At 67.9% G+C, this 26,318-nt stretch carries 25 protein-coding genes and 2 riboswitches; of the genes, 8 read left to right on the forward strand and 17 right to left on the reverse strand.

The window, feature by feature from the left end:
• Positions 1 to 32: 32 nt before the first annotated feature.
• A complete protein-coding gene (gene queF, locus FG323_RS12325) occupies positions 33 to 848 on the reverse strand; it encodes an NADPH-dependent 7-cyano-7-deazaguanine reductase QueF (RefSeq protein ID WP_141454982.1) in 816 nt (271 codons plus the stop codon).
• A gap of 67 nt (positions 849 to 915) precedes the next feature.
• On the opposite strand from queF, the gene FG323_RS12330 reads away from it, so the two are divergent.
• A complete protein-coding gene (locus FG323_RS12330) occupies positions 916 to 1,368 on the forward strand; it encodes a protease inhibitor I42 family protein (protein ID WP_181444204.1) in 453 nt (150 codons plus the stop codon).
• A 21-nt stretch (positions 1,369 to 1,389) separates the two neighbouring features.
• On the opposite strand, the gene FG323_RS12335 is transcribed toward FG323_RS12330, so the two are convergent.
• Positions 1,390 to 2,733, reverse strand: coding sequence for an amidohydrolase (locus FG323_RS12335; RefSeq protein WP_141454984.1), 1,344 nt, complete (start codon positions 2,731 to 2,733; stop codon positions 1,390 to 1,392).
• Between the two features lie 140 nt (positions 2,734 to 2,873).
• On the opposite strand from FG323_RS12335, the gene FG323_RS12340 reads away from it, so the two are divergent.
• Positions 2,874 to 3,659, forward strand: coding sequence for a TSUP family transporter (locus FG323_RS12340; protein WP_141454985.1), 786 nt, complete (start codon positions 2,874 to 2,876; stop codon positions 3,657 to 3,659).
• Positions 3,660 to 3,732: 73 nt separating this feature from the next.
• Here the strand turns inward: FG323_RS12340 and FG323_RS12345 are convergent, their stop codons facing one another.
• Positions 3,733 to 4,728: an aldo/keto reductase gene (locus FG323_RS12345; protein WP_141454986.1), complete on the reverse strand. Its 996-nt coding sequence runs from the start codon at positions 4,726 to 4,728 to the stop codon at positions 3,733 to 3,735.
• 131 nt (positions 4,729 to 4,859) lie between these two features.
• On the opposite strand from FG323_RS12345, the gene FG323_RS12350 reads away from it, so the two are divergent.
• Complete coding sequence (locus FG323_RS12350; protein ID WP_141454987.1) at positions 4,860 to 5,759, forward strand: LysR family transcriptional regulator; 900 nt, start codon at positions 4,860 to 4,862, stop codon at positions 5,757 to 5,759.
• Positions 5,760 to 5,783: 24 nt separating this feature from the next.
• On the opposite strand, the gene purU is transcribed toward FG323_RS12350, so the two are convergent.
• Positions 5,784 to 6,635 (reverse strand): formyltetrahydrofolate deformylase, encoded by an 852-nt coding sequence (purU, locus tag FG323_RS12355; RefSeq protein ID WP_141454988.1) that lies wholly within the window; start codon positions 6,633 to 6,635, stop codon positions 5,784 to 5,786.
• Between the two features lie 91 nt (positions 6,636 to 6,726).
• Positions 6,727 to 7,254 (reverse strand): MarR family transcriptional regulator, encoded by a 528-nt coding sequence (locus FG323_RS12360; RefSeq protein ID WP_141454989.1) that lies wholly within the window; start codon positions 7,252 to 7,254, stop codon positions 6,727 to 6,729.
• A gap of 66 nt (positions 7,255 to 7,320) precedes the next feature.
• Between FG323_RS12360 and FG323_RS12365 the strand changes: the two genes are divergently transcribed.
• Positions 7,321 to 8,859: an alpha/beta hydrolase gene (locus FG323_RS12365; RefSeq protein WP_141454990.1), complete on the forward strand. Its 1,539-nt coding sequence runs from the start codon at positions 7,321 to 7,323 to the stop codon at positions 8,857 to 8,859.
• A riboswitch (cobalamin riboswitch) is annotated at positions 8,857 to 9,101 on the forward strand. Its footprint overlaps the gene before it by 3 nt.
• A 207-nt stretch (positions 9,102 to 9,308) precedes the next feature.
• Positions 9,309 to 11,588, forward strand: coding sequence for a 5-methyltetrahydropteroyltriglutamate--homocysteine S-methyltransferase (metE, locus tag FG323_RS12370; RefSeq protein WP_141454991.1), 2,280 nt, complete (start codon positions 9,309 to 9,311; stop codon positions 11,586 to 11,588).
• A 68-nt stretch (positions 11,589 to 11,656) separates the two neighbouring features.
• Here metE and FG323_RS12375 read toward each other — a convergent pair whose 3' ends face one another.
• The 8 genes from FG323_RS12375 to FG323_RS12410 form a co-directional block, all read right to left on the reverse strand.
• A complete protein-coding gene (locus FG323_RS12375) occupies positions 11,657 to 12,073 on the reverse strand; it encodes an acyl-CoA thioesterase (protein ID WP_141454992.1) in 417 nt (138 codons plus the stop codon).
• 161 nt (positions 12,074 to 12,234) lie between these two features.
• Complete coding sequence (locus FG323_RS12380) at positions 12,235 to 13,254, reverse strand: ribonucleotide-diphosphate reductase subunit beta (RefSeq protein WP_141454993.1); 1,020 nt, start codon at positions 13,252 to 13,254, stop codon at positions 12,235 to 12,237.
• Between the two features lie 796 nt (positions 13,255 to 14,050).
• Positions 14,051 to 16,387: a ribonucleoside-diphosphate reductase subunit alpha gene (locus FG323_RS12385; RefSeq protein WP_141455284.1), complete on the reverse strand. Its 2,337-nt coding sequence runs from the start codon at positions 16,385 to 16,387 to the stop codon at positions 14,051 to 14,053.
• A 269-nt stretch (positions 16,388 to 16,656) separates the two neighbouring features.
• Positions 16,657 to 16,864: riboswitch (cobalamin riboswitch) on the reverse strand.
• A gap of 88 nt (positions 16,865 to 16,952) precedes the next feature.
• Positions 16,953 to 17,633 carry a hypothetical protein gene (locus FG323_RS12390; RefSeq protein ID WP_141454994.1) on the reverse strand — a complete coding sequence of 227 codons (681 nt, stop codon included), beginning with the start codon at positions 17,631 to 17,633 and terminating at the stop codon, positions 16,953 to 16,955.
• A gap of 158 nt (positions 17,634 to 17,791) precedes the next feature.
• Positions 17,792 to 18,568, reverse strand: a complete 777-nt coding sequence (gene tatC / locus FG323_RS12395; RefSeq protein WP_141454995.1) for a twin-arginine translocase subunit TatC — start codon at positions 18,566 to 18,568, stop codon at positions 17,792 to 17,794.
• Positions 18,549 to 18,941 carry a Sec-independent protein translocase protein TatB gene (gene tatB / locus FG323_RS12400; protein WP_141454996.1) on the reverse strand — a complete coding sequence of 131 codons (393 nt, stop codon included), beginning with the start codon at positions 18,939 to 18,941 and terminating at the stop codon, positions 18,549 to 18,551. Before tatB ends, tatC begins: the two co-directional genes overlap by 20 nt.
• Before the next feature lie 21 nt (positions 18,942 to 18,962).
• Positions 18,963 to 19,193, reverse strand: coding sequence for a Sec-independent protein translocase subunit TatA (gene tatA, locus FG323_RS12405; RefSeq protein ID WP_141454997.1), 231 nt, complete (start codon positions 19,191 to 19,193; stop codon positions 18,963 to 18,965).
• Positions 19,194 to 19,287: 94 nt separating this feature from the next.
• Positions 19,288 to 20,187: a lipid-binding SYLF domain-containing protein gene (locus tag FG323_RS12410; protein WP_141454998.1), complete on the reverse strand. Its 900-nt coding sequence runs from the start codon at positions 20,185 to 20,187 to the stop codon at positions 19,288 to 19,290.
• Positions 20,188 to 20,361: 174 nt separating this feature from the next.
• Here FG323_RS12410 and hemH point away from each other — a divergent pair, with 174 nt between their 5' ends.
• Both hemH and FG323_RS12420 read left to right on the forward strand, forming a co-directional pair.
• Positions 20,362 to 21,324: a ferrochelatase gene (gene hemH, locus FG323_RS12415; RefSeq protein WP_141454999.1), complete on the forward strand. Its 963-nt coding sequence runs from the start codon at positions 20,362 to 20,364 to the stop codon at positions 21,322 to 21,324.
• Positions 21,321 to 22,178: an alpha/beta hydrolase gene (locus FG323_RS12420; RefSeq protein WP_141455000.1), complete on the forward strand. Its 858-nt coding sequence runs from the start codon at positions 21,321 to 21,323 to the stop codon at positions 22,176 to 22,178. The genes hemH and FG323_RS12420 overlap by 4 nt, the downstream gene beginning before the upstream one ends.
• 80 nt (positions 22,179 to 22,258) lie before the next feature.
• Here the strand turns inward: FG323_RS12420 and FG323_RS12425 are convergent, their stop codons facing one another.
• From FG323_RS12425 to ttcA, 4 genes are all read right to left on the reverse strand, one after another.
• Entirely contained in the window at positions 22,259 to 22,768 is a 510-nt protein-coding gene (locus FG323_RS12425) for a hypothetical protein (RefSeq protein WP_141455001.1), read from the reverse strand.
• A gap of 82 nt (positions 22,769 to 22,850) precedes the next feature.
• Positions 22,851 to 23,636 carry a SprT family zinc-dependent metalloprotease gene (locus FG323_RS12430; protein WP_141455002.1) on the reverse strand — a complete coding sequence of 262 codons (786 nt, stop codon included), beginning with the start codon at positions 23,634 to 23,636 and terminating at the stop codon, positions 22,851 to 22,853.
• A gap of 472 nt (positions 23,637 to 24,108) precedes the next feature.
• Entirely contained in the window at positions 24,109 to 25,014 is a 906-nt protein-coding gene (locus tag FG323_RS12440; RefSeq protein WP_141455004.1) for a recombination-associated protein RdgC, read from the reverse strand.
• A gap of 90 nt (positions 25,015 to 25,104) precedes the next feature.
• The gene (ttcA, locus tag FG323_RS12445; protein WP_141455005.1) at positions 25,105 to 26,028 is read right to left on the reverse strand and encodes a tRNA 2-thiocytidine(32) synthetase TtcA; all 924 of its coding nucleotides are present in this window, start codon (positions 26,026 to 26,028) and stop codon (positions 25,105 to 25,107) included.
• A 65-nt stretch (positions 26,029 to 26,093) separates the two neighbouring features.
• Here ttcA and FG323_RS12450 point away from each other — a divergent pair, with 65 nt between their 5' ends.
• Positions 26,094 to 26,303, forward strand: a complete 210-nt coding sequence (locus FG323_RS12450) for a YdcH family protein (protein ID WP_141455285.1) — start codon at positions 26,094 to 26,096, stop codon at positions 26,301 to 26,303.
• Positions 26,304 to 26,318 lie beyond the last annotated feature (15 nt).

Genomic DNA, 26,318 nt, shown 5'->3' on the forward strand with positions numbered 1-26,318 from the left:
GTGTGAAGGCCGGCGTGGCCTTCAGCCACCGGCTATTGGCGCGGTTCACGTTGCGCCGGAAGCGCGGTTACGCCCGGGGTGGCGCGCCAGGGATTGATGTCCAGCCCCCCGCGGCGGGTATAGCGCGCTTCCACCGACAGCCATTGCGGCGAGCAATGCGTCATCAAATCGCAATGGATGCGTTCGACGCACTGCTCATGGAACTCGGCGTGATCGCGGAACCCGACCAGATAGCGCAGCAGTTCGGCGCGATCGATGCGCGGACCCGCGTAGCGGATGATCACCGTGGCCCAGTCAGGCTGGCCGGTGACCGGACAGTTGGATTTGAGCAGCGCCGACACTAGGGTTTCCTCCACCAGCACGGCGCTGTCGATCAGCAGTCCCTCCGGGCGCGGCGGGCCGTAGTGATCGATCTCCACGTCCAGTTCGTCCAGCGATTCGCCCTCGATCGCTTCGGTCATCGGCGGCAAGCCGAATGCCACCGTCACGTCGGCGCTCGCGCGCGCGGACAGGTCGGTACGGATGCACTCCAGCACCGCGGCATCGCTGTTGAAGCGGGTGGCGTTGAGCGAATTGAGGAACAGCTTGAGCGACTTGGATTCGATCAGGTTCGGCGAATCGCAGGGCACGGTGAAGGTCGCGGTGGCGACCCGCGGCTTGCCGCGCGCGTCCAGCCAGCTCAGCTCATAGGCGTGCCAGCGGTCGTGTCCGGCGAACGGCAGCGTGTCGTCGGCGATGCCGATCTCCGCGCGCGCCTGGCGGCGCGGAATCGGGAACAGCAGGCTGGGATCGTAGTGATCCGGATAGGCGACTTCGCGCCCCAGCAGGGAATCTTCGGGCTTGCTCATGGTGTTAGTTTAGTCCCGCCCGCCTGTACGCCAGGCCGTCTGGGAGAGCGCCATGGGAAGCCTCGGAATGCGTCACGACATCGCGGCCGGGCTGGCCTGCCTGCTGGCGGCCTGCGCGCAGCCGCCGGGCACATCCCCGCCACCGCCTTCCGCCGGGCCCGCGACGGCCACGTCGGCGGGTGACGCCAGCGCCGAAGCGCGGGAACTGGCGGTGGGCGGATTCCTCGATCTCGCGCTGCCGGCCAACGCCAGCACCGGCTATGGCTGGGAACTCATCGAGACCGGCGCGCCGGTCTTGCGCCGGGTCGACCCGCCTCCCGTTGCCGAGGCCGCGCCCGCGTCGCCGCCGATGCCGGGCGCCGGCGGCGTGTCGCGTTGGCGCTTCGTCGCCGAACGCGCGGGCACCGCGCAAGTGCGGCTGGTGTATCGGCGGTCGTGGGAAAAGGACGTGCCGCCGGCGCGCGAGGCGCGCTACCGGGTGACCGTCACGGCGGCCGTGGACGGAGCCGACCGGGACTGAACCCCGCCGGGAAAGGCAGGCCTAGCCGGCAGTGGCCGGGGCAGGTGCCGGTGCACCGTTCAGATAATCCAGGGTGACCTGCAGCAGCGCGCGGAAACCCACGTCCAGCGCGCCCTCATCGAGCAGGAACTGGGGCGAATGGTTGCTCGGCGCGGTTTCGGCGTCGACGCCCACGGCCGTGGACCCGACGAAGAAAAACAGCCCCGGCGCCTGGCGTGCGTACTGGGAGAAATCCTCCGACGCCATTTGCAGCGGCGGTTCGATCACATTGCCCACGCCCGCCACCCGTTGCAGCGACGGCAGCATCCGCGCGGTGAGTTCGGGATTGTTGATGGTCGCCGGGTAGGCATCGTCACGTTCGATATCCAGCACCGCGCGGGCACCGTGTGCCGCGGCGACGTGTTCGGTGACATTGGCGAGATCGGCGAATATGGCGTCGCGCATGCCGTCGTCGAAAGTGCGCAGGGTGCCCAGCGCCTGTACTTCGTCGGGAATGATGTTGTGGCGGATGCCCCCTTTGACGGCACCGAACGAGACCACCGCGGGCAACCGCGAGATGTCGGTGCGACGGCTGACGATGGTCTGCGCGGTTCCGATGACGTCCGCCATCGCCACGATCGGATCGATGCCGCCCCAAGGGCGGGAACCGTGCGTCTGACGCCCGATCACGCGCAGGCTGAAGCGGTTGGAGGCCGCCATCAACGGGCCGCTGCGCACGCCGATGTGGCCCACCGGCAGCGCTGAAGTCACGTGCAGCCCGAACACGGCGTCGGGCTTGAAATCGCGGAAGATGCCCTGCCGCAGCATCATCGCGGCGCCGCCTTCCTCGTTGTCCGGCGGCCCTTCCTCGGCCGGCTGGAACACCAGCAGCACTTCGCCCGGCAGATCCTCGCGCATCGCCACCAGCGCCTCGGCCACGCCCATCAGGATGCTGGTATGCGCATCGTGGCCGCAGGCGTGCATCACGCCCACGGTCTCGCCGCGGTAGGTCGACGTGGCCTTGGAGGCGAACGGCAGGCCGGTTTGTTCGGTCACCGGCAACGCGTCCATGTCCGCGCGCAGGGCCACGCGCGGGCCCGGCTTGCCGCCCTTGATGACCGCGGTGACGCCATGATGAGCCACGCCTGTTCTCGGTTGCAGGCCCAGCTTGCGCAGGTGCGCGGCCACCTGCGCGGCGGTGCGTTCCTCGCGGTTGGAAAGTTCCGGATGCTGGTGGAAGTCGCGTCGCCAGGTCAGCACCTTGTCCTGCAGCTGCTGCGCGGCGGCGGCGACCTCGGGGCGCTGCGCGACATCGGCGGCCGACGCCTGCGCGGGGCACAGCAGGAACGCGGACAGCAGCGGAAGGATGGGCAGGGCGACGCGCATCATCGGACTCCGTATCGGGGACGTCCGATGCTAGCCGTTTCCCGACGCGCCGTGCGCATCGCGACTATCATTGTCAGACGCGTTCCAGTTGGCCCGAGCGGCCCGAGGAGCCGCCGTCGTCCCCTTCCCCAGAAACGCCCATGCCCGAGATCGCCCTGCAGGTCCTGCTGCTGCTGTTCCTTGCTGGCCTGCTGGCCGGATTCATCGATTCCATCGCCGGCGGCGGCGGCATGATCACCATTCCGGCGATGCTGCTGGCCGGCATTCCGCCGTTGCAGACGCTGGGGACCAACAAGCTGCAATCGCTGTTCGGATCCGCGTCGGCCAGCTGGAGCTACGCGCGCCACGGCCACGTCGACCTGCGCATGCAATGGCCGATGGCGCTGATGGCGGCGTTGGGCGCGGTGGGCGGCGCGTTGCTGGCGACGGTGGTGCCGGGCGACTGGCTGAAGGCGGCGCTGCCGTTCCTGCTGATCGCCATCGCGGTGTACTTCGGGCTCAAGCCCAACATCGGCGACGTGGACAAGCATCGCCGCATGGGCGTGACCGCGTTCGGTTTCGGCTTCGTGCCGGTGGTGGGTTTCTATGACGGCGTGTTCGGCCCGGGCACCGGTTCGTTCCTGATGCTGGGCTTCGTCAGCCTGGCCGGCTACGGCATCCTCAAGGCCACCGCGCACACCAAGTTCCTCAACTTCGGCTCCAACGTCGGCGGCTTCGCGGTGTTCCTCGCCACCGGCGCGGTGCTGTGGAAGGTCGGCCTGGCGATGGGCGCCGGGCAGTTCATCGGCGCGCAGTTGGGTTCGCGTTTCGCGATGAAGCAGGGCGCGAAGATCATCAAGCCGCTGCTGGTGACCGTGTCCATCGCGCTGGCGATCCGCCTGCTGGCGGATCCGGCGCATCCGCTGCGCCAGTGGCTGGGCCTGTGACGGAAACCTGCCACCGCGCGCCCGGCGATGGCCGGACGCGTGGCGGGATCCGCCGATCCTCAGCGACTGCTCCTCAGCGGCTGACCATCGCCATGCCGGCGGCGGTGTAGCGATCGCCGGCCACCGCTTCCAGCGGGAACGCGGCTTCGATGCCGGCCAGTTCCTCCGGCGCCAGCACCACGTCCAGCGCGTCCAGGTTTTCCTCCAGGTAGCGCAGGCGCTTGGTGCCAGGAATCGGCACCAGGTCATCGCCCTGCGCCAGCACCCACGCCAATGCGAGCTGGCCGGCGGTCACGCCCTTGTCCGCGGCCAGCGCGTGCACCCGGTCCACCAGCGCGAGGTTGCGGGCGAAGTTGTCGCCCTGGAAGCGCGGCGAATGACGGCGATAGTCGTCGGCGTCGAAATCCTCCAGCGAGCGGATCGCGCCGGTCAGGAAGCCGCGCCCCAGCGGCGAGTAGGGCACGAAGCCGATGCCCAGTTCGCGCACCGTATCCAGCACGCCGTTGCTCTCGGGTTCGCGCGACCACAGCGAGTACTCGGTCTGCACGGCGGTGATCGGATGCACCGCATGGGCGCGGCGGATGGTGTCCGGCGCGGCCTCGGACAGGCCCAGGAAACGCACCTTGCCCTGTTCGACCAGGCGCGACATCGCGCCCACGGTGTCCTCGATCGGCACCTGCGGATCGACCCGGTGCTGGTAGTAAAGATCGATGTGATCCACGCCGAGCCGCTTCAGGCTGCCCTCGCAGGCGGCCTGCACGTATTCGGGTCGGCCGTCGACGCCACGCGCGTGCGGGTCGGCGGGATCCAGGCGGATGCCGAACTTGGTGGCCAGGAACACCTGGTCGCGACGATCGGCGATGGCCTTGCCGACCAGCACTTCGTTGGTGTGCGGGCCGTACATGTCGGCGGTGTCCAGCAGGGTCAGGCCACGCTCCAGTGCGCGGTGGATCACGGCGATGGATTCGCCTTCTTCGCCACGGCCGCCGTAGAAGGCGCTCATGCCCATGCAGCCCAGGCCCAGGGCGGAGACGGTCGGGCCATTGCGGCCCAGCGTGCGGGTTTTCATCGGGAACTCCTTGCGGATGGGGGAGGCACGCCGGCGCGGATGCAGGGCTGGCGCGACCCGGGCACGATAGAACTGGCGATTGCATCGATAAAGACGCAATATCCAAATCCTGTTTGAAGCCGGACTTCACAATGGTGTCCCATCCGTTGCCGGCCGTGCTCGCCTTCGCGCGGGTGGCCCACCACGCCAGCTTCACCCGCGCGGCGCTGGAACTGGAGGTCAGTCCCTCGGCGCTCTCGCAGACGGTGCGCGCGCTGGAACGCCAGCTCGGCGTGCGCCTGTTCAACCGCACCACCCGCCGGGTCGCGCTGACCGAACACGGCCAGCGCTTCCTACAGCAGGTCGCGCCGGGCCTGCGCCAGATCGACGAGGCCTTCCGCGACATGGACTTCCTGCGCGACCGGCCCGCCGGTCATCTGCGCATCACCCTGCCCGGGGTGGTGGCCGAACGCATGATCGCCCCGCACCTGCCGGCGTTCATGGCGCGCTGGCCAGAGGTGGAGGTGGAATTGTTCGTCGATCCGGCGCTGGCGGATCTGGTCGGCGGCGGCTTCGACGCCGGCATCCGCCTCGGCGAATCGCTGGCCCGGGAAATGATCGCGCTGCCGATCGGGCCGATGCAGCGGCAGGCGATTGTCGCCACCCCCGACTACTTCCGCCGTCACCCCGCGCCCGCCGAACCGGCGGACCTGGTGCACCACGCCTGCGTGCGCTACCGGCGCAGCAACGGCTGCCTCATGGCGTGGGAGTTCACCCGCGAGGGCTGCGATTTCGAGGTGGAAGTGGGTGGCCGGCTGATCGTCAACGACAGCGATCTCGGCCTGGCGCTGGTGCGGCAGGGCCTGGGCATGGCGCAGGTGTTCGAGTCCCAGGTCGAGGCGGACCTGCGCAGCGGGATGCTGGTACGGGTGCTGGAAGCCTGGCAGGCGCCGTTCGCCGGTTTCCACATCTACTATCCGGCGCGCGAACACCTGCCGCCCAAGCTGCGGGTATTCATCGATTACCTGCGCGAAGTGCTGCCGTCGTCCTGAGCGCCTTTCCGGCTTCCGCGCGGGTCAGCGGAACACCACCGTGCGATGCCCGTTGAGCAGGATGCGGTGCTCCACGTGCCGGCGCACCGCCCGTGCCAGCACCAGCGATTCGGTGTCGCTGCCCAGCCGGACCAGATCGCGCGGCGTCATCGCGTGATCCACCCGCGCGATGTCCTGCTCGATGATCGGGCCCTCGTCCAGATCACGGGTCACGTAGTGCGCGGTGGCGCCGATGATCTTGACCCCCCGCCGGTGCGCCTGGTGGTACGGATGCGCACCCTTGAAGCTGGGCAGGAAGCTGTGATGGATGTTGATCGCACGCCCGGACAGCGCGTCGCACAGTTCCGGCGAGAGAATCTGCATGTAACGCGCCAGCACCACCAGATCCACCTGTCCGGCCTCGACCAGATCCAGGATCCGCCGCTCCTGCGCGGGACGATTGCCGGCGTCGACCGGAAGATGGTGGAACGGCACGCCGTAGGAGGCAGCGAGCGGGGCGAAGTCCGCATGGTTGGAAGCCACCGCCGCGATCTCCACCGGCAACTGCCGGCTGTGCGCGCGGAACAGCAGATCGTTGAGGCAATGTCCCTGCTTGCTGACCAGCACCAGCAGGCGCGCCTTGCGGCGCGCATCGTGGATTTGCCATGCCATGCCGAATGCCTCGGCCAGCGTCTCGAAGCGCGCCTCCAGCGTCGGCAGGGTCGCCGCGGACGGCACGTCGAAATGCACGCGCAGGAAGAAGCGCCCGGATTCCTCGTCGCCGAACTGCTGCGCGTCGATGATGTTGCAGTCCGATTCGAACAGCAGCCCGGTGACCCGGTAGACGATGCCGGTGCGATCGGGGCAGGACAGGGTGAGGATGTGATCGTGGCGCATGGGGCGGCCGCGGGGTGGGCGGATCAGTGTAGGGCCGCGCCCCGCGCGCGCACCATGTCCGCCGGTGGATGCGGCGACGCGGCGGGATCGATCAGCCCCCGGCCATGCCCTGGCCCAGCTTGCGCAGCAATCCCGCCAGCGTCGCCTGTTCGTCGGCGTCCAGTCCGGCCACGGCCAGGCGCGCCTGTTCGAAACGCAGCGCGATGGCGCGCTCCGCCAGCTTGACGCCCTTGGCGGTCAGCACCGCGAACAGGGAACGGCCGTCGCGTGGATCCGCTTCGCGCCGAAGCAGGCCGCGCCGCTGCAGGCGGTTGAGGCAGGCGGTCATCGCGCCGGAGGTCAGCAGCACCGAACGGCGCAGATCGGTCGGGGACAGCCGGTAAGGCGTCCCGGATCGGCGCAGCGTCGCCAGCAGATCCAGCTCCGTATAGCTCAGTTCCAGCGCCTTCAGGCATTCGTCGGCCTGCGTCTCCAGCAGGCGGCCCAGATGCAGGACGCGGCCCGCCACCGCCATCGCGGACGTGTCGAGATCGGGTCGTTCGCGACGCCAGTCCGCCAGCAACTGGTCGATCAGGTCGGGGGCGGGTTGGGAGGAGGAATCGGTCGGCCGGGTGGTCATGAAAAATATCTTGACATAAAGATATCTCCGGGGCGAGGCTACGCTCCCATCGTCGGGAATCCGCCCATGAAGCGCAGGCTGTGGTTGTCGGTCGTCGTGATGATGTTGGGTTCCATCCCTCCCGGCGCCTTCGCGCAGGCGCACCGCGCCGGGGACATCGTGGTCACGGCGGGCACGGTTCGCGCCGCGGATGGTACGACGGTGCCCTACGAAATCGGCACGCTGTACGTGCCGGAAAACCGCCGCGCCCCCGGCAGCCGCCTGATTGGGGTGGGCTTCGCCCGCATCCGCGCACGCGTGCCCACCGGTGCGCCGCCCGTGTTCTGGCTGCCCGGCGGCCCGGGCCTGGCGGTGCTGGATGCCTTTGATGGCCGCACGGAAGCCGCGCGCAGTCGATTGGGGTCCTGGCTGACGTACCGGGATACCGCGGACCTGGTGGTCATCGAGCAGCGCGGCTACAGCGAGCGCGGCGAAAAACTGACCGCGATGTCGCCGGCATGGCCGCGCGATCGCGCGTTCACCGCCCAGGACGACGTCGCGGATGCGCGCATGCGGGTTTCTTCGGCCATCGCCGCGCATCCGGACAAGGATCTGGCCGGCTACACCATCGACGCCTGCGCCGACGACATCGACGATCTCCGACGCGCGCTGGGCTACCCGCGCATCAGCCTGTTCGGTGGCAGTTTCGGATCGCAGTGGAGCTTCGCGGTGATGCGGTCCCATCCGGACATCGTCGCGCGCGCGGTGCTGGCCTCGATTGAGCCGCTGGACTACGGCTACGATCTGCCGTCGCCGCTGCTGGCGACGATGCAGCGCATCGCCTTCGAAGCCGACCGCGATCCGGGACTGAGGCCGTATCTGCCACCCGGCGGCCTGATGGCCGCCATCGACGACCTGCGCGATCGCTTCACCCGGCACCCGGTCACGGTCGACCTCCACGACGATGCCGCGCCGGTGGTGATCGGCTTGGCGGACCTGCAGGCCTCGCTGCTGGCGGAAGCCGGCGCGCCCGATACCTGGCCGGCCTTCGTGCTGTCGCTGTACCACGGCCACTACATCGGGTGGGCGCGTGAAGTGGCGGCGGGACGCCAGGCGCAACCGTACAAGCTCATCGGTCCGTTGATCGACACCAGCCTGGGCATCACGCCGCAACGCGAGTACCAGTTGCGGCATGACCCGGCCGTCGCCTACACGGGCGCCGGCGGATTCGCGCCATACCTCGCCGCCGCCGCCGGTTGGCCCACGCCGGACCTGGGCGACGACTACCGTCGCCTGCGTCCCATCGATACACCGGTGCTGATGGTGCATGGCGATTGGGATACCTCCACGCCAATCGAGAACATGCAGGCGCAGTTGCCCTACCTGCGCAATGGCCACGCGATCGTGATCCATCGCGGCGGCCACGATGGCGTCTTCTACCAGTTGCGCAACGCGCCGGCGGCCAAGGCGGCCGTGCATCGCTTCCTGCGCACCGGGGAACTGCGCGACCTGCCCTCCGAGGTGACGCTGCCTTCCCCGGCGTTCGCCGCACCGGACTTTCCCGCTCCCGCGGCCGCCGGGCGGGTGGCGGGGCCGGCGCTTGACGCTGGGGTCCGGTCGCCGTAACGTGCACGGGCTGAAGGTTTCCATCGCTTCATCTCAATGAAGCGATGGAATTGAAAGGGAAGCTGGTGCGGGCCGAAAGGCCTCATTCCGGCGCTGCCCCGCAGCGGTATTTGGAAACGACCTCCGTCATCAGCACTGGCCCCCCAAAGGGCCGGGAAGCGGCGGACAGTAGGCCGGCCCCGATCCCCGGATCGGGCCGACGTCCATGAGCCCGAAGACCTGCCTTGGCCGGAAGACCCGAAGTCTTCCGCATGACCTGGAACTTCCGAGGGGAGGTGCCCGGAACTGCCGCGGACGCGTCGCGTCCGCGCGCAGGCCCGTGCGCCTCCCTTCGCCGTTCCGGTTCGCCCGAGGGGGCGAAGGTCGCTGGCGTCGTCCGCCATCGCCATCGGCGATGAAGGCGGCGCGGTCCTTCGTTCCTCATCCGACCACGAATGAGGACATGCATCATGACGACTGTTGGCAATCTCGGTTTCCCGCGCATCGGCGTGCGCCGGGAACTCAAGCGGGCGCTGGAAGCCCATTGGCGCGGCGACGCCACCGGCGAAGAACTGCACGCCACCGCGCGCGCGCTGCGTCTCCGCCATTGGCGCCTGCAGGTCGACGCGGGCGTCGATGTCGTGCCGTGCAACGACTTTTCGCTGTACGACCACGTGCTCGACACCGCCTTCCTGTTCGACGCCATCCCGGAACCCTATCGCGCGCTGGCCGATGCGGATCCGCTGGCGGCCTATTTCGCCCTGGCGCGGGGACGGCAACAGGACGGGGTGGATCTGCGCGCGCTGGAAATGACCAAGTGGTTCGACACCAACTACCACTACCTGGTGCCGGAACTGCACCGCGAACAGGGTTTCCGCCTGCGTGGCGACAAGCCGCTGCTCGAGTTCAACGAGGCGCGTGCGGCCGGTTTCAACGCGCGGCCGGTGCTGCTGGGGCCGGTGAGCTTCCTGCGCCTGTCCAAGGCGAGCGATGGCGGCGATCCGCTGGCGCTGCTCGAACGCCTGCTGCCGCCTTACGCGGAGCTGCTGTCGCAGCTGGCCACCGCCGGCGCCGAATGGGTGCAGATCGATGAGCCCTGCCTGGTGCTGGATGCCGACCCGGCGCTGCAACAGGCCTACCGGCACGCCTACACCGCCCTGGCGCAAGCGACGCGCCCGAAGCTGCTGCTGGCCACCTATTTCGGCGACCTGGGCGGGAACCTGCCGCTGGCGGCGACCCTGCCGGTCGATGGCCTGCATTTGGATCTGGTGCGCGGGCTGGATCAACTCGACGCCGTGCTCAAAATCGTGCCGAAGGAACGGACGCTGTCGCTCGGCCTGATCGACGGCCGCAACATCTGGCGCGCCAATCTCGACAACGCGCTGGTGCTCGCGCGCTACGCGCAGGGCCATGTCGGTGCCGACCGGCTGTGGCTGGCGCCGTCCTGCTCCCTGCTGCACGTGCCGGTGGACGTGGAAGGCGAAACCGGGCTGGATGCCGAACTGCATGGCTGGCTGGCATTCGCGCGGCAGAAGCTGGAGGAACTGCGCCTGCTGGCGACCGCCCTGGACGATGCGCCCGCGGCCGGGCCCGCGCTGGCCATCGCCCGCGAGCGCCACGAAAGCCGTCGCCGTTCCGCGCGCGTGCACCGGCAAGAGGTGGCGGAGCGCCTGGCTGCGCTGACTCCCGCCGCCGCCCGCCGTTCTTCGCCCCATCCCGAACGCCGCGCACGCCAGCAGGACGGCCTGCGCCTGCCGCCGTATCCGACCACGACCATCGGCTCCTTTCCGCAGACGCTGGAAGTACGCCAGGCCCGTGCGCTCAACCGCAGCGGGAAACTGCCCGATGCGGAATACGACGCCTTCCTGGCGACCGAGATCGCGCGCTGCGTGCGCCTGCAGGAGGAGCTCGACATCGACGTGCTGGTGCACGGCGAGTTCGAGCGCAACGACATGGTCGAGTACTTCGGCGAGCAGCTCGATGGCTTCGCCTTCACCCGCAACGGCTGGGTGCAGAGCTACGGCTCCCGCTGCGTGAAGCCGCCGATCATCTTCGGCGACGTGGTGCGGCCGGCCCCGATGACGGTGCGCTGGTCGCGGCACGCGCAATCACTCACGTCCCGGCCGATGAAGGGCATGCTGACCGGGCCGGTGACGGTGCTGCAATGGTCCTTCGTGCGCGACGACCAGCCGCGCGCCCGGACCTGCCGGCAGATCGCACTGGCGTTGCGCGACGAGGTCCGCGATCTGGAAGCCGCCGGCATCGGCGTGATCCAGATCGACGAACCGGCGCTGCGCGAGGGGCTGCCGCTGCGCAGGGCCGATTGGCCGCGGTACCTGGACTGGGCCGTGGAATGTTTCCGCATCACCGCCGCGGTGGCGGCCGATGAAACCCAGATCCACACCCACATGTGCTATTCCGAGTTCAACGACATCATCGAAGCCGTGGCGGCGATGGACGCCGACGTGATCTCCATCGAGACCTCGCGCTCGCGAATGGAACTGCTGGATGCATTCGTGAAGTTCCGCTATCCGAACCAGATCGGGCCCGGCGTGTACGACATCCACTCGCCGCGGGTTCCGGACAGCGGCGAGATGCACGCGCTGCTGGACAAGGCGCGCGAGGTCCTGGCGCCGGAGCAGATCTGGGTCAATCCGGACTGCGGGCTGAAGACGCGTGGCTGGCCGGAGACCCGCGCGGCGCTGGAGGCGATGGTGGCGGCGGCGAAGAGGATGCGGGCCGCGGCGTGATGCGGCCAGGCCGTGGCGCGACGCATGCGCGCGCCACGGCGTCCGCGCTCCGCGGATGGGGACGGGCCTCAGTCCTGCACGACCGGCGGCGGCAGCGGCGGAGCCTGGGTAGGCCGGCCTAGCGGATCCAGCGCGATCATCACGAAGTGGCCGCGCGTGCACAGCTTGCGCTCGCCGCTCAGCAGATCCTCGGTGATGACCTCGACATCGACGTTCATCGAACTGCGCCCGACCTTGACGATGCGGGCGATGACCTCGACCAGATCGCCCTTGTGGATCGGCTGGTTGAAATCCACCTGCTCCGAGCGCGCGGTGACTACGGTGGTGCGCGCGTAGCGCGAGGCGGCGATGAAGGCGGACATGTCCATCCACGCCAGTGCCTGGCCGCCGAACAGCGTGCCCAGGTGGTTGGTGTGGTCCGGGAAGACCATGTGCAGCAGGCGCGCCTCGGTCGGGCGCGGATCGGACAGGGAATGTTCGGACATGCGGTGCTCCGTGGTGCCAGTGCCTCCCGGGCGCATCCTAGCGCAGGAAATGGATTCCGGAATGAATCCCTGTGGGAGCGACGTCAGTCGCGAAAGCTCCTGATCCGGCCGAAGAACATCGCGACCGACGTCGCTCCCACAAGGTGGTTTACGGGGAACAATCAGAACGCGTGGTCGAAACCGACTTCGCCCTGCACGCCAACCTGGTAGGCCGAGACGCGGCGTTCGAAGAAGTTGGTCAGCTCCTGCACGTCCTGCAGTTCCATGAACGGCAGCGGGTTGCGCACGTTGTACTTCTTCTCCATGCCCAGCTTGACGAAGTGCTGGTCGGCGCAATGCTGCAGATACTGGCGCATGTCGCGGGTGGAGATGCCGGCCACGCCACCGGACAGCACGTCCTCGGCGAACTGCACCTCGCACTCGATGGCCTCGGCCAGCATGTCGTAGACCTGCTGGCGCATGGTGTCGTCGAACAGGTCGGGCTCTTCCTCGCGCACCGTCCGCACCGACTCGAACGCGAACTCCATGTGGCAGCTCTCGTCGCGGAACACCCAGTTGGTGCCCGAGGCCAGGCCCGGCAGCAGGCCGCGCGAGCGGAAGTAGTACACGTAGGCGAAGGCGGCGAAGAAGAACAGGCCTTCGATGCAGGCGGCGAAGCAGATCTGGTTGAGCAGGAACTGGCGGCGCTGATCGCGGGTCTCGATCCGGCGCAGGTCCTGGATCGAGTCGATCCACTTGAAGCAGAACTCGGCCTTCTTGCGGATGGAGGGGATGTTCTCCACCGCCGCGAACGCCTTGACCCGTTCGGCCGGGTCCGGCAGGTAGTTGTCCAGCAGGGTCAGGTAGAACTGCACGTGCAGCGCCTCCTCGTACAGCTGGCGCGACAGGTACATGCGCGCTTCCGGCGCGTTGAGGTGCTGGTAGAGGTTGAGCACCAGGTTGTTGGACACGATCGAATCGCCGGTGGCGAAGAACGCGACCAGCCGGTGGATCAGGTGGCGATCGGCCGGGTTCATCTTGTCGTGCAGATCGCTGATGTCGATCTGGAAATTGATTTCCTCGACCGTCCAGGTGTTCTTGATCGCATCGCGGTACATCTCGTAGAACTGCGGGTAGCGCATCGGGCGCAAGGTCAGTTCGAAGCCGGGGTCAAGCAACATCTGGCGGGGTTGGGCGGACATGTCGTGTTCTTCCTGTTTTAGCTCCTTCCCCCGCAAGCGGAGGAAGGTCGGGATGGGGCAAACGGGCCAGGCGGCACCCGTTCGCGGATTTCTGCTCCTTCCCCCGCCTGCGGGGGAAGGCTGGGATGGGGGCAAACGGGCCGGGCTGCACCCGTTCGCGGATTTCTGCCCCTTCCCCCGCTGGCGGGGAAAGGTTGGGATGGGGCAAACGGTCCGGACTGCACCCGTTCGCGGATTTCTGCCCCTTCCCCCGCTGGCGGGGAAAGGTTGGGATGGGGCAAACGGTCCGGACTGCATCCGTTCGCGGATTTCTGCCCCTTCCCCCGCTGGCGGGGAAAGGTTGGGATGGGGCAAACGGTCCGGACTGCACCCGTTCGCGGATTTCTGCCCCTTCCCCCGCTGGCGGGGAAAGGTTGGGATGGGGCAAACGGTCCGGACTGCATCCGTTCGCGAATTTCCGCCCCTTCCCCCGCCTGCGGGGGAAGGCTGGGATGGGGGCAAACGGGCCGGGCGGCACCCGTTCGCGGATTTCTGCCCCTTCCCCCGCTGGCGGGGGAAGGTTGGGATGGGGGCGAACGAAGTGGAGGCCTGTCCGTCTGCGAAAAAAAGCGTGATGAAGTTAAACGAGTCTCCGGTGGGCATTCCGGCGGTTTGTCTTCAATGGCTTCGGCCTTGCCCCCACCCTGACCCTCCCCCACGAGCGGGAGAGGGGACTTTTCAATGGGGAATTGGCGCATCCGTGCGCCGGAACCTCCCTGTTCCGTAATCCGTCGGCAGCACCGACATGGGGAAATGCTTACTGGCACGCCTCGCAGGCTTCCGGGTTCTCCAGCGAGCACGACACCGCGTCCACCGCCGTGTAGGCCGGCTTCGGCGCCTCGCTGCCCACGCTGCTGACCGTGGTCTTGGCGATGCGGGTGGCCGGGCGCGAGCGCAGGTAGTACGTGGTCTTGATGCCCTGTTTCCACGCGTACATGTACATGGACGACAGTGCGCCGATGTTCGGGCTTTCCATGAACAGGTTGAGCGAGGCCGACTGGTCGATATAGGCGCCGCGCTCGGCGGCCATGTCGATCAGCGATCGCATCGGCAGCTCCCATGCGGTGCGATAGATCTGCCGCAGCGGTTCCGGAATCTGGACGATGCCCTGGATCGAACCCTCCGCCAGCTTGATCGCGTCGCGCATCTCCGGGGTCCACAGGCCCAGCTGCTTCAGTTCGGCCACCAGGTAGCGGTTGACCTGCAGGAAGTCGCCGGACAGGGTCTCGCGCTTGAACAGGTTGGAGATCTGCGGTTCCACGCATTCGTAGCAGCCGGCGATCGAGGCGATGGTCGCGGTCGGGGCGATGGCGATCAGCAGCGAGTTGCGCAGGCCATGCTCGCGGATACGCGCGCGCAGCGCGTCCCAGCGCGCGCCGTCCTGCGGCGCCACGTTCCAGGCGTCGAACTGCAGTTCACCGGAGGCCGCGCGGGTGTCGGCGAAGGACGGATGGCGGCCGCGTTCCTCGGCCAGCTCGCACGAGGTTTCCAGCGCGTGGAAATAGATGGTCTCGGCGATCTTCTGCGACAGCGCGCGCGCCTCGGTGCTGTCGAACGCCAGCCGCTTGCGGAAGAACACGTCCTGCAGGCCCATGCAGCCCAGGCCGACCGGGCGCCAGCGCAGGTTGCCGCGGCGCGCCGATTCGATCGGGTAGAAGTTCAGATCGATCACCCGATCCAGCTGGCGCACCGCCAGCCGCACGGTTTCGGCCAGGCGTTCGAAATCGAAGTCGCCGTACTCGTCGAAATGGCGGGCGAGGTTGATCGAGCCCAGGTTGCAGACCGCGGTCTCCTCGGCCGAGGTGATCTCCAGGATCTCGGTGCACAGGTTGGACAGGTGGATGACGTTGTTCGCGCGCAGGGTCTGGTTGCTGGCGCGGTTGCACTTGTCCTTGAAGGTCATCCAGCCGTTGCCGGTCTCGGCCAGCGTGCGCATCATCCGCGCGTACAGCTTGCGCGCCGGCACCGCCTTGGCGGCCCTGCCCTGGGTCTCGGCCTGCAGGTAGGCCTGCTCGAAGGCCTCGCCGTACAGATCAGTCAGTTCCGGCACGACCCGCGGATCGAACAGCGACCACTCCTGGTCGGCCTCCACCCGCTTCATGAACAGATCCGGCACCCAGTTGGCCAGGTTGAGGTTGTGGGTACGGCGCGATTCGTCGCCGGTGTTGTCGCGCAGTTCCAGGAAATCCTCGACGTCGGCGTGCCAGGTTTCCAGGTACACGCAGGCCGCGCCCTTGCGCTTGCCGCCCTGGTTGACCGCCGCGACCGAGGAGTCCAGCGTCTTCAGCCACGGCACGATGCCGTTGGAATGGCCGTTGGTGGACTTGATCAGCGAACCGCGCGAGCGCACCCGCGTGTAGCTGACGCCGATGCCGCCGCTGAACTTGGACAACTGGGCGATGTCGCCGTACTTCTGGTAGATCGATTCCAGCGAATCCTGCGGCGAATCCAGCAGGAAGCACGAGGACAACTGCTCATGGGTGGTGCCGGAATTGAACAGGGTCGGCGAGCTGGGCAGGTAGTCCAGGTTGCCCATCCGGCGGTATAGCGCCAGCGCTTCGGACACGTCCTCGCTGAGCGCGCAGGCGATGCGCAGGAAGAACTGTTGCGGGGTCTCGATGACCTTGCGGGTGTGCGGATGGCGCAGCAGGTAGCGGTCGTACAGGGTGCGCAGGCCGAAGTAGTCGAAATGCAGGTCCAGCGCGGCGTCCAGTGCGTCGTTGAGCTTGCGCGCGTTGGTCTGCACGAAGTTCAGCAGGCGATCGTTGATCAGGCCGACCTCGTGGCCGCGCGTCACCGACTGCGAGAACGCGTGGATTTCCTGCCCGGTCACTTCCTTGGCGATGTAGCTGGCCAGCAGGCGTGCGGCCAGCCGGCTGTATTCGGGTTCCTCGGCGGTCAGCAGCGCGGCGGTGCGGATGGACAGTTCGTCCAGTTCGCGCGTGCTGGCGCCGTCGTACAGGCCGGAGATGGTGCGGGTGGCCACGCGCATCGGGTCGATGGCGTGCAGCCCCTCGCAGCTGCGCTGCACCGCGCGGACGATCTTGTTCAGATCCACCGGCTCGCGGCTGCCGTTGCGCTTGGTCACGCTCATCGCGGTGGCGGTGGGCGGCGAGGTCAACAGGAATGCGTCCTTCTGGGACGGGGAGACGTCGGTTGCGGCGACGGCGGTATCGGTCGGGGTCACGGGGCTTCCTCCATGCGTGATGCACGCGGCGACCTGTCCCTCGCAGGCAGCGGAAGGCCGGATGAAGCATCAGGGTGGGGAAGCGGCGTCGCAGGGACCGCGACCGTGGGAACGGATGGCCGGCCTGCTTCACCAGCCATCTCCCCCCGGAGATTCCGCGGCCGGCACCGCGCGGTGTGCAACGCGCGGCTGTCGGCAGGTCTTCGGACTCGTGGACGCGGAAGCTTCGCTTCCTCCTAGCCCGTCGCTTCCCAAGGCAAGGCGCCTCAGTGCCAATGACGGGTTCGTTTCCACCTACCGCTGCGGGGCAGCGCCGGCATTCGACCGGCTTCCCTTTTCATCCCCTGGCTTGCGGCCGGAGGAACCGACGGCCACAAGATAGTGGGGGCATATGGGAGCGTCAACACCAAATATGGTGCCGACGCTGTTGTGAAACCCGACACCTTGCAGTGGCGGGCGTTCCACGCGATGACTACTTCACGAAGCGGATCGCCGCCAGCGCTTCGCGCAGGCGCGCCTGCGCGACGGCCCCCTCGAACGGCGGCGTGCGCGGCGGGTCGTAGACCTCCGGGCGGGTGCCGACCACCAGCAGGTCGATGGCGTAGCAGCGTTGCTGGCGCACCGCGCGGTAGGCGTCCACGGTCAGGTAGTGGCTCATCGCCGCGTCGCTGGCGCGGAAGTGGCGGAACGGTTGGCCATCGATGCGGACTTCGTCGCGTGGCGTGGGCAGCGCCGAATCGGAAACCTCCAGGCAGCGGGCCACGCTGTCCGCGTCGTCGCTGACGCCCACGCGCAGTTCCGCCGCCGTCACCTCGTTGGAGCCGTCCAGCACCAGCGCGGCCACTGCCTTGCCGCGGCTGTCGGCCTGGGCGAACGCCTTCCAGTCACCGGTGGCCAGATAGCTGCGGCGGAAGTCGCGGCGCAGGGTGAAACCGGGCCACGGCAGGATCGCCACGCCCAGCGCTTCGTCCACGAACTGTGCCTGCAAGGCGATGCGCGAGGCCTGCGCATCGGACACCGGCGGAGGCGGAGGCGGCGGCGTGGTCGCGGCCGCGCGCGTGGCGGGCGTGGCGTTGGCGATATCGACGGGATGTTCCGGCTGGCAGGCCGACAGCAGGCTCAACAGACAGACCGCACTCAGGCGTTGATTCATCGATCTTCCTTTCTCGTTCGCATCAGCGCGGGCGAGTCTGGCAAAGCGAGAATGAACGTACCCGGGCCACGGCAACGAACGGTTCAGGCTCGCGGCTTCAGCAATGTGGAGAGGAATTCACGTCGCCGATCACGCGATGCGATCAGCATGAATGCGGATCACGCGTCGCGCGGTGTACGCGAATCGTCGCTGTCGGACTTGGGTGCGACCCATTGCGCCGCGAGGATGCCGGCTTCGTACAGCAGGCACATCGGAATCGCCAGCATCAGCTGGGATACCACGTCCGGCGGTGTGATCACCGCGGCCAGGATGAAGATGCCGACGACCGCATAGCCTCGCCCCTGGCGCAACTGCTGCGGTGTCACCCAGCCCATCACCGCCATGATCACCAGCGCCACCGGGAGTTCGAAGCTGACCCCGAAGGCTAGGAAGATCACCAGCACGAAGTCGAGATACTTGCCCGGATCCGGCGCGATGGTGACGATGTCCGGAGTGAACATCATCAGCGCATGGAAGACGCCCGGCAGCACCAGGAAGTAGGCGAACGCGCAACCGGCGTAGAACAGCGTGATCGCCGAGACCAGCAGCGGCAGCGCCAGGCGCTTTTCGTGCTTGTAGAGGCCCGGCGCGACGAAACCCCAGGCCTGGTACAGCAACCACGGCGCGGTCGCGAACAGGGCGGCGAAGAACGCCAGCTTGATCGGCGCGAAGAAACCGGAGGTCGGATCGTTGGCGATCATCTGCGCGGCCTGGCTTTCCGGCAGCTGGCTCAGCATCGGCAGGGCCAACTTGCTGTACAGCGTCTTCACGAACGGCAGCAGCGCCACCAGCACGATCACCACGCCGAGCAGCGCCCGCATCAATCGCGTGCGCAGTTCCAGCAGGTGGCCCATCAGGCTGCTTTCGGCCTGATCCTCAGGTGCGTCGTGGTTCATCGCTGGCGTCGTGGGGCGTGGTCGCGGCGTCGTCGGCCGGCGGGGCGGGTTCCGGTTCGGCGCCCGGGGCGGGGGCCGGCGTGCTTTCCACCGAGGCGCGCAGGTCCTCGAATTCGCGTTCGGTCTGCGCCGCGCCCTCGCGCACCTTGCGTTCGGTCTCGCGCAGCGCCTCTTCCGTGTCGCGCAGGCTGCGCTTGAGCTCCTCGGCCGCCAGCTCGCGCTCGAATTCGTCCTTCACCGAATGCCATTGCGCGCGCGCGCGGCGTACCCACAGGCCGGCGAAACGCGCCGCCTTGGGCAGCCGTTCCGGGCCCAGGACGACCAGCGCGACGATGGCAATGATCAGCAGTTCGCTGAAGCCGATATCGAACATGGCGGCAGGCCGGCCGCGCGGTCAGTTGGCGTCGCGGTCGCGCTCTTTCGACGCGCTGGATTCGGCGTTGCGGGACTGCGACTGATCGTCAAGCCGTTCGACCGGCTTGTCCTCGTCCTGCTGCATGCCCTTCTTGAAGCCCTTGACCGCCTCGCCCAGATCCTGGCCGACGTTGCGCAAGCGCTTGGTGCCGAAGATCAGCAGAACGACCACCAGAACGATGATCCAATGCCAGATGCTGAAACCGCCCATGGTCTTCTCGTGCGTTGAGTAATGAAATTCAGGCGATCAGCATAGCGCAGGCACGCCCGGAGATCCCGGGCGCGGTGCGATGTTTTCGCTTTTCTTAAGGCGTGCCGTTGAGCGGTTCGGTACGCACTTCACCCTCGGCCACGGGCTGGAAACCGGACTGGGCGGGTGCGGCGGCCGGCGCCTGGCCCAGCGGGGCGGTTTCGGCCGCCGGTGTGGCGGACGCGGCCGCTGCGGGAGCCGCCGTGGTCACGGTCGCGGCCGGTGCGGGCGCCGCCTTGCCGGCACGCGCGGCGCGCGCGGCGGCGGTCACTTCCTCGAGCTGATCCCGGAAGCCGACCACGGCACCGGAGGGATGGCCGGCGCGGCCCTCGAAGATGGCGCGCGGGGTGCTGCCGCCGCCATAGACGGCGGTGTTGGCCTCGTCGTCGATCTGCAACACCGCGCCGTCCAGGGCGACGCCGGCGAACAGGCCGCGGGCACGCGACCACGACCAGATCTCGGCCTTGAGCTGGCCGTCGGTGGCGGCGGCGGCGTTGCGGCCCACCGGACCGGCGGCCACGCCCGCGTCGGCGCCCAGGGTGATCTTGCCGTTGACGATGTTGTCCAGATTGCGGTCGTTGCGGAACACCAGGACGATGTCCGAGGACTGCACGCCGGCCTGGAAGCCGATGCTGCCGCCGGTCAGCTTGACGAACACCGGCTGCGACCAGGTGCCGTCCGGGTTCTTGACCGACATCAGGCCATGGCCGCGACGGCCGCCGAACACCAGGCCGGCCTTGAGGGTATCGGGAATGACGACGATGGCGCGCCCCTCGTCCAGCAACTTGTCGGGGATGCCTTCCTCGGGAATGCGGCGGATTTCATCCAGCACGCGCACCGCGTTGGTGGCGCGCTCGTCCTCCTTGGGACCGGCGAGGGCCTGGCCGGCGAACAGGGCGGTGGCCAGCAGGGTCGCGGCCGGCAGCATCAGCAGGCGGGAATGGCGGCGTTTCATGGGCGCTCCGAAGGTGGATTCGCAGAAATTTACTGCAACCGCTTGAAAATAGGTGGAGTCGAATGAATCGGCGCTGAGGATTCCGGCCTTCGGCCGCCGTCCATCGATCCGATCGAACAAGGCCATTGATAAGGAGAAGCGGCTCGCAAGAGTGCGCTCTGCCACAATAGACGGATGCCCGACGCACCCGATACCGCGCTGATCGCGGTCAATCTAGGCACGCCCGAGGCGCCCACGGCTCCTGCCGTCCGGCGTTATCTGGGCGAGTTCTTGCAAGATCCCCGCGTGGTCCAGCTCAGCCGCTGGATCTGGTACCCGCTGCTGCACGGCCTGATCCTGCCGCTGCGCGGTCCGCGCGCGGCCCACAAGTACGCCCAGATCTGGCTGCCGGAAGGTTCGCCGCTGGCCGTGCATACCCGCCGCCTGGCCGAGGCGATCCAGCAACGCCTGCCGCACTGGCGGGTGGTCGATGCCATGCGCTACGGCCGGCCGGCCTTGCCGGAGCGGCTGCGCGAACTGCGCCGGGCCGGGATCCGCCGGCTGATCGTGCTGCCGCTGTATCCGCAGTACTCCACCACCACCACCGAATCGGTCAAGGACGTGCTGGCGCGCGAGGCCAAGGACTTCGATCTGACCGTGGTCGATGACTACTCGGTCGATCCCGGCTGGGTGCGCGCGGTCGCCGATTCGATCCGCGACTGGCGCGCGCGCAACGGTACCGGCGAGCACCTGCTGTTCTCGTTCCACGGCCTGCCGCAGCGGTTGGCGCGCGAAGGCGATCCCTACCCGCAGCGCTGCGAGGCCAGCTGCCGCGCGATTGCCGCCGCGCTCGGGCTGGGCGAGAGCGAATGGACCCTGACCTACCAGTCACGCTTCGGCAAGGAGCGCTGGCTGGAGCCGGCCACCGACGCCACCCTCGACGCGATGGCCGCGCGCGGCCTGCGCAAGGTCGACGTGGTCTGCCCCGGTTTCGCCGTGGACTGCCTGGAGACCCTGGAGGAAGTGGCGATCGGTTTCGTCCAGCGTTTCGCCGAACGCGGCGGCGAGCTGCGCTACATCCCCTGCCTCAACGCATCGCCGGCGCACGCCGACGCGCTGGCGGCACTGGCCCGCCAGGTGGCCGGGGAGCCGGCATGAGGCTGGAGGAGTTTTCCGCCGACATCGCGATGGGGCGGATCGGTGGCCTGCGCGGCGGCGAACCCGGCGGCACGCGGGTGCTGGCCCTGCACGGCTGGCTCGACAACGCGGCCAGCTTCGTGCCGCTGTCGGCCCATCTGTCCGGCGTCGAACTGGTCATTCCGGATCTGCCCGGGCATGGCCACAGCGTGCACATCGGTCCAGGCGCCGAGTACACCAGCGGGGTGGCGGTCAACGCCGTGCTGGATCTGGCCGACGCGCTGGGCTGGGACGAGTTCTGCCTGCTCGGCCACTCGATGGGCGCCGGCATCGCCAGCCTGCTGGCCGCGTCATCGCCGCAACGGGTACGTCGGCTGCTGGTGATCGAAGCCCTCGGCGGCCTGTCCGAGACCGTGGATCGCACCGCCGCGCGCTGGCAGGAGGCGATCACCGCCGCGCGCGCGTTGCCGGGCAAGCGCCTGCGGGTGTTCACCGACGTCGCCACGCCGATTCGCGCGCGCATGCAGGCCAACCAGCTGAGCGAGGCCAACGCGCGCCTGCTGGTCGAGCGCGGCATCCGCGCGGTGGACGGCGGGCATGTCTGGAGCAGCGATCAGCGCCTGACCCTGCCGACCCCGCAACGCCTGGACGAGGCACAAATCGCCGCGCTGGTCGCGGACATAAGTTGCCCGACCCGGGTGATCTTCGCCGAACCGGCGCAGCCCTATTTCCCCGAACCGCTGCGCAGCCAGCGCGCGGCCCTGCTGCCGGACGGCGAACTGATCGTCATGCCCGGCACCCATCACCTGCACATGGAGGATCCGGCCGGCGTCGCGCGCGCGATCGGCGATTTCTTCACGATGGCCGGTGCCTGAGGGCGGAAAGAAAAAAGCGGCCGGAAGGCCGCTTTTCTTTTCCTGGATCGCCGCTGGCCGAAACCATCCGGTCGCAGTGATTACTGCGCGGCGGTTTCCGCGGCCAGCACCTGCAGGCCGATCGAGACCGGCTCGCCCGCGCCTTCGCCGTTGAACGAGACCGTGGCCTTGCGGCCTTCCTTCTCGTACGCCAGCAGGCCGTCATGGGCGCTGCCCTGCATCGCCATGGTCTGCTTCCAGCCTTCCTTTTCCATCGCCGTGCGCGCGTCCGCGTACAGCTTGGCGACCTCGCCCGGCGCCTTCAGCGCGATCAGCTGGGTCTTGTTCACTTCCATCACGCTTTCCACCGCGTAATTGGCCGGCAGGTAGACGTCCTTGGGGAAGCTCGCGGGCAGCTGGGCGTTGTCGCCGCCGCTGATCTTCATTTCCCCCTCTTCGGTCTTGATGGTGACCGACTCACCGTCCTTGTCGAGATCGACCTTGTGGCCGGTCGCCTTTTCCAGCGCCGCCTCGGCCAGGGTTTCCTCGGCCGACTGCTTGCAGCCCGCCAGGGCCAGCGCCACGCAGCACACCAACAGCATTCCACGCATTCCGCATTTCTCCTTGTCATCGATGATCGCCGGAACCGGCATCCACGCCGGTCCGTCACCGGATCGAACGATAGCGGAAACCTCAGCCGGCCAGCAGTGCGCGCAGGCCGGCCTTGAGGCGGCGGCCATGCTCATGGAAGTAGGCGCGCTCGTCGCGCCAGGCCGGGAACCGCACCTCCACTTCGCGCCAGAACGCGCGCGAATGATTGGCGTGGATGAGATGGCACAGCTCGTGGACCAGGACGTATTCGAACGCCGAAGGCCGGGCGACGACCAGCGACAGATCCAGCGTCATCGCACCGTCCGGGCTCAGCGAGCCCCACAGCGAGGACATCATCTTCAGCCGGATCGGCGAGGGCGTGCGCGGCAGCGCCGCCAGGTAGCGCGGCAGCCAGCGGTTGATGTCCGCGCGCGCCTCGGTTTCGTAGAACGCGCGCAGGTGCCGGCGCAGTCCGGCGTCGCCCAGCCGCGCCGGCAGCTGGATGCGGATGCGTCCGTCTTCGTGCCGGATGGCCGCGTAGCGCCCTTCCTGCCAGTCCACCGGCACATCCTCGCCGCGCAGCGGCAGGGTGGCGGTGGTGAACGGCACCAGCGAGGGCAATTCCCCGCCGCCGAGCTGGCGCGCGAGTTGCGCCTGCAGCCAGGCGCGGTGTTCGTGCAGGAAGCGTTCGCCCGAGACCAGGCTGGCGCGCATCGGCAGGGTCAGCCGCGCGCCGCGTTCGTCCACGCTCAGCTTAAGCCGGCGCGCACGCGGGTCACGGACCCGCTGCACCTCGATCGTGCGGCCGTCTTCCAGCACCAGCGAAACGACGTCGCGCTCGACGCTGCGGGGCGTCTTGGCAATCAGGCGTTGCAACCGGAAGGGCATGGGCAAAAGCATCGCATGGAATACCCGGCTGCTGGCTGTCTGGGCGTATGCAGGGGGGATGCCGTCAGCGAACCGAGCACAGGCTCAGCGACACGGCTCCACTGATAGCCCCCTTGACCAGTCATTCGGCTGTTGAGAAGCGCTTGCTTTTTGGCGCCAAAAGCAAATCCCCCTCAGTCCCCCTTTTGCAAAGGGGGAGGCGAAAGCGGAGGCTTTCGCGAAATCGAGATGCTTCAGTAGTAAGTCCGCTTTGCAAACGGGGACGAACGCTTCAGCAGCCCCCTTTGCAAAAGGGGGCGGGCACCCGCGGAGCGGGTGACGGGGGATTTGCTCTTGGCGCCAAAAGCCCAATCCCCCTCAATCCCCCTTTTGCAAAGGGGGAGGCAAAAGCGGAGGCTCCTGCGATTCCCGATTCCCGATTCCCGATTCCCGATTCCCGATTCCCGATTCCCGATTCCCGATTCCAGGCTCCTCAAGCCTCCGCCTTGCTCAACTTCAGCGCGTTCTCCAGCACGATGAACAGGCGCTTCACCTCGCCGGCCATCAGCGCGAAGCGGGCGTCCAGTTCGGCGCGCAGGTCTTCGCGTTCGGTGTTCTCCAGCTGATCCACCACGCCGTCCAGGAATTTCAGCTTGCGGATGATCAGATCCTCGCCGAGAACGAAGGACACGTGGTCATCCAGGGTCAGGGCCAGCTTGGTGACCTGCTTGCCGGCTTCCAGATGCTTGGCGATTTCGTCGCTCTGCAGTTCCTGGTGCTGGCACTTGACCACCGCGCCGCCGTCCATCGCGTCCTTCAGCTCGCACTCCTCGCCCAGGCTCAGGCCTTCGGGCAGCGGTTCGCCGGCAATCCAGCCGGTCATCACCGCGCGCGGCGCCACTTCGGCGTTGAGCGGCAGGGCCGGGAAGCTGCCCATTGCGCGGCGGATTTCGGACACCGTGTTCTCGCCGCTCTTGCGCGAGGAACTGTCCACCGCCACGAAGCCGTGCTCCAGATCCAGCAGCGCGTCGGTCCGCGAAGGTTTGACGAAGGCGCGCGGCAGCAGCTCCATCAGCAGGTCGTCCTTCAGCCGCTTGCGGGTGCGTCCGCTCGGCTTGCGGCCCTCCTTTTCCTCGATTTCCTCCAGCTTGCGCGCCAGCAGGTCGTTGACCACCGCGCCGGGCAGGATCTTGTCCTCGCCGCCCACGCTCAGCCAGATCGAATCCTGGATGCGGTGCGACAGCGCTTCCTCACCTCGCCCGAACGGCGAGATGAAGCCGCGCGAGGACAGCTCCAGCGGGCCGACCGGCTTGAGCCGGGCCTCGGGAAGCAGTTCATCGAGCTGGGAGAAATCGAGCGAGGGATTGAAACGGAACAGCGTCAGGTTGCGGAAGAACATTTAAAAACCGGGAATGGGGAATAGGGAATGGGGAATCGGAACAGCGGGCGGCGGACAGCGGGATAGCGGGGAAACCAGCGGAGAGGGCTTCTACGATTCCCCATTCTCCATTCCCGATTCCCGTTCATCGCCCGCCAGCCACGCATGCGCGTCGGCTTGCTGCGCGCCTTCGCGGTGGCCGAGGGAAAGGAAGTCGAACAGTTTCGGATCGCTGAGCTGCGAGGGCCGGATGTCGCCGAGCGCGCGCGAGATGGTCTCGATGCGGCCGGGAGACTCGCGTTCCCAGGCATCCATCATCTTCTTGACCTGCTTGCGCTGCAGGTTTTCCTGGCTGCCGCACAGGTTGCACGGGATGATCGGAAATCCCTTCGCCTCGGCGTAGGTTTCGATGTCCGACTCGCGCACGTAGGCCAGCGGCCGGATCACCACGTGCTTGCCGTCGTCGGACAGCAGCTTGGGCGGCATGCCGGACAGCTTGGCGTGGAAGAACAGGTTGAGGAAGAAGGTCGCTACCAGGTCGTCGCGGTGGTGGCCCAGCGCGATCTTGGTGAAGCCCTGCTCCTCGGCATGCGAGTACAGCGCGCCGCGGCGCAGGCGCGAGCAAAGGGAGCACATCGTCTTGCCTTCCGGCACCACCCGCGACACCACCGAATAGGTGTCCTGCTCCAGGATCCGGTAGGGCACCCCGATCGATTCGAGGTACTCCGGCAGGATGTGTTCGGGAAAACCGGGCTGCTTCTGGTCCAGGTTGACGGCGACCAGCTCGAAATCGACCGGCGCCTTCTTCCGCAGCTGCAGCAGGATGTCCAGCATCGTATAGCTGTCCTTGCCGCCGGACAGGCACACCATGACCTTGTCGCCGTCCTCGATCATCCCGTAGTCGGCGATGGCCTGGCCGACCTGGCGGCGCAGGCGCTTGGCCAGCTTGCCCTGTTCGCGGGCGTGGCGGCGGGGATCCGCGCCACGCGGCGCGGGATCGGCGAGGACCTGGGGCAGGGGATGGATGGCGTTCATGCGAACGGCCATTGTACCGGCCGCATTGCGATGACGACGAAACCCCGGCGGTGTACGCTCGGAGCGTGGACACCCAGAACCCCGCCGACATCGCCCAGCGCATCGCCGAGCTCCGGCGCGAGCATCGCGAGCTGGACGACGCGATCGCGCAGCGGGTGGCCACCAGCCTGGAAGACGACGAAATCGCCATCAAGCGCATGAAGAAGCGCAAGCTCTGGCTGAAGGACTGCATCGCCCGGCTGGAAAGCGCGCTGATTCCGGACGAGCCGGCCTGACGACCGCCGTCGCCG

The organism is Pseudoxanthomonas sp. z9 (assembly GCF_006542425.1).
GTDB lineage: Bacteria > Pseudomonadota > Gammaproteobacteria > Xanthomonadales > Xanthomonadaceae > Pseudoxanthomonas_A.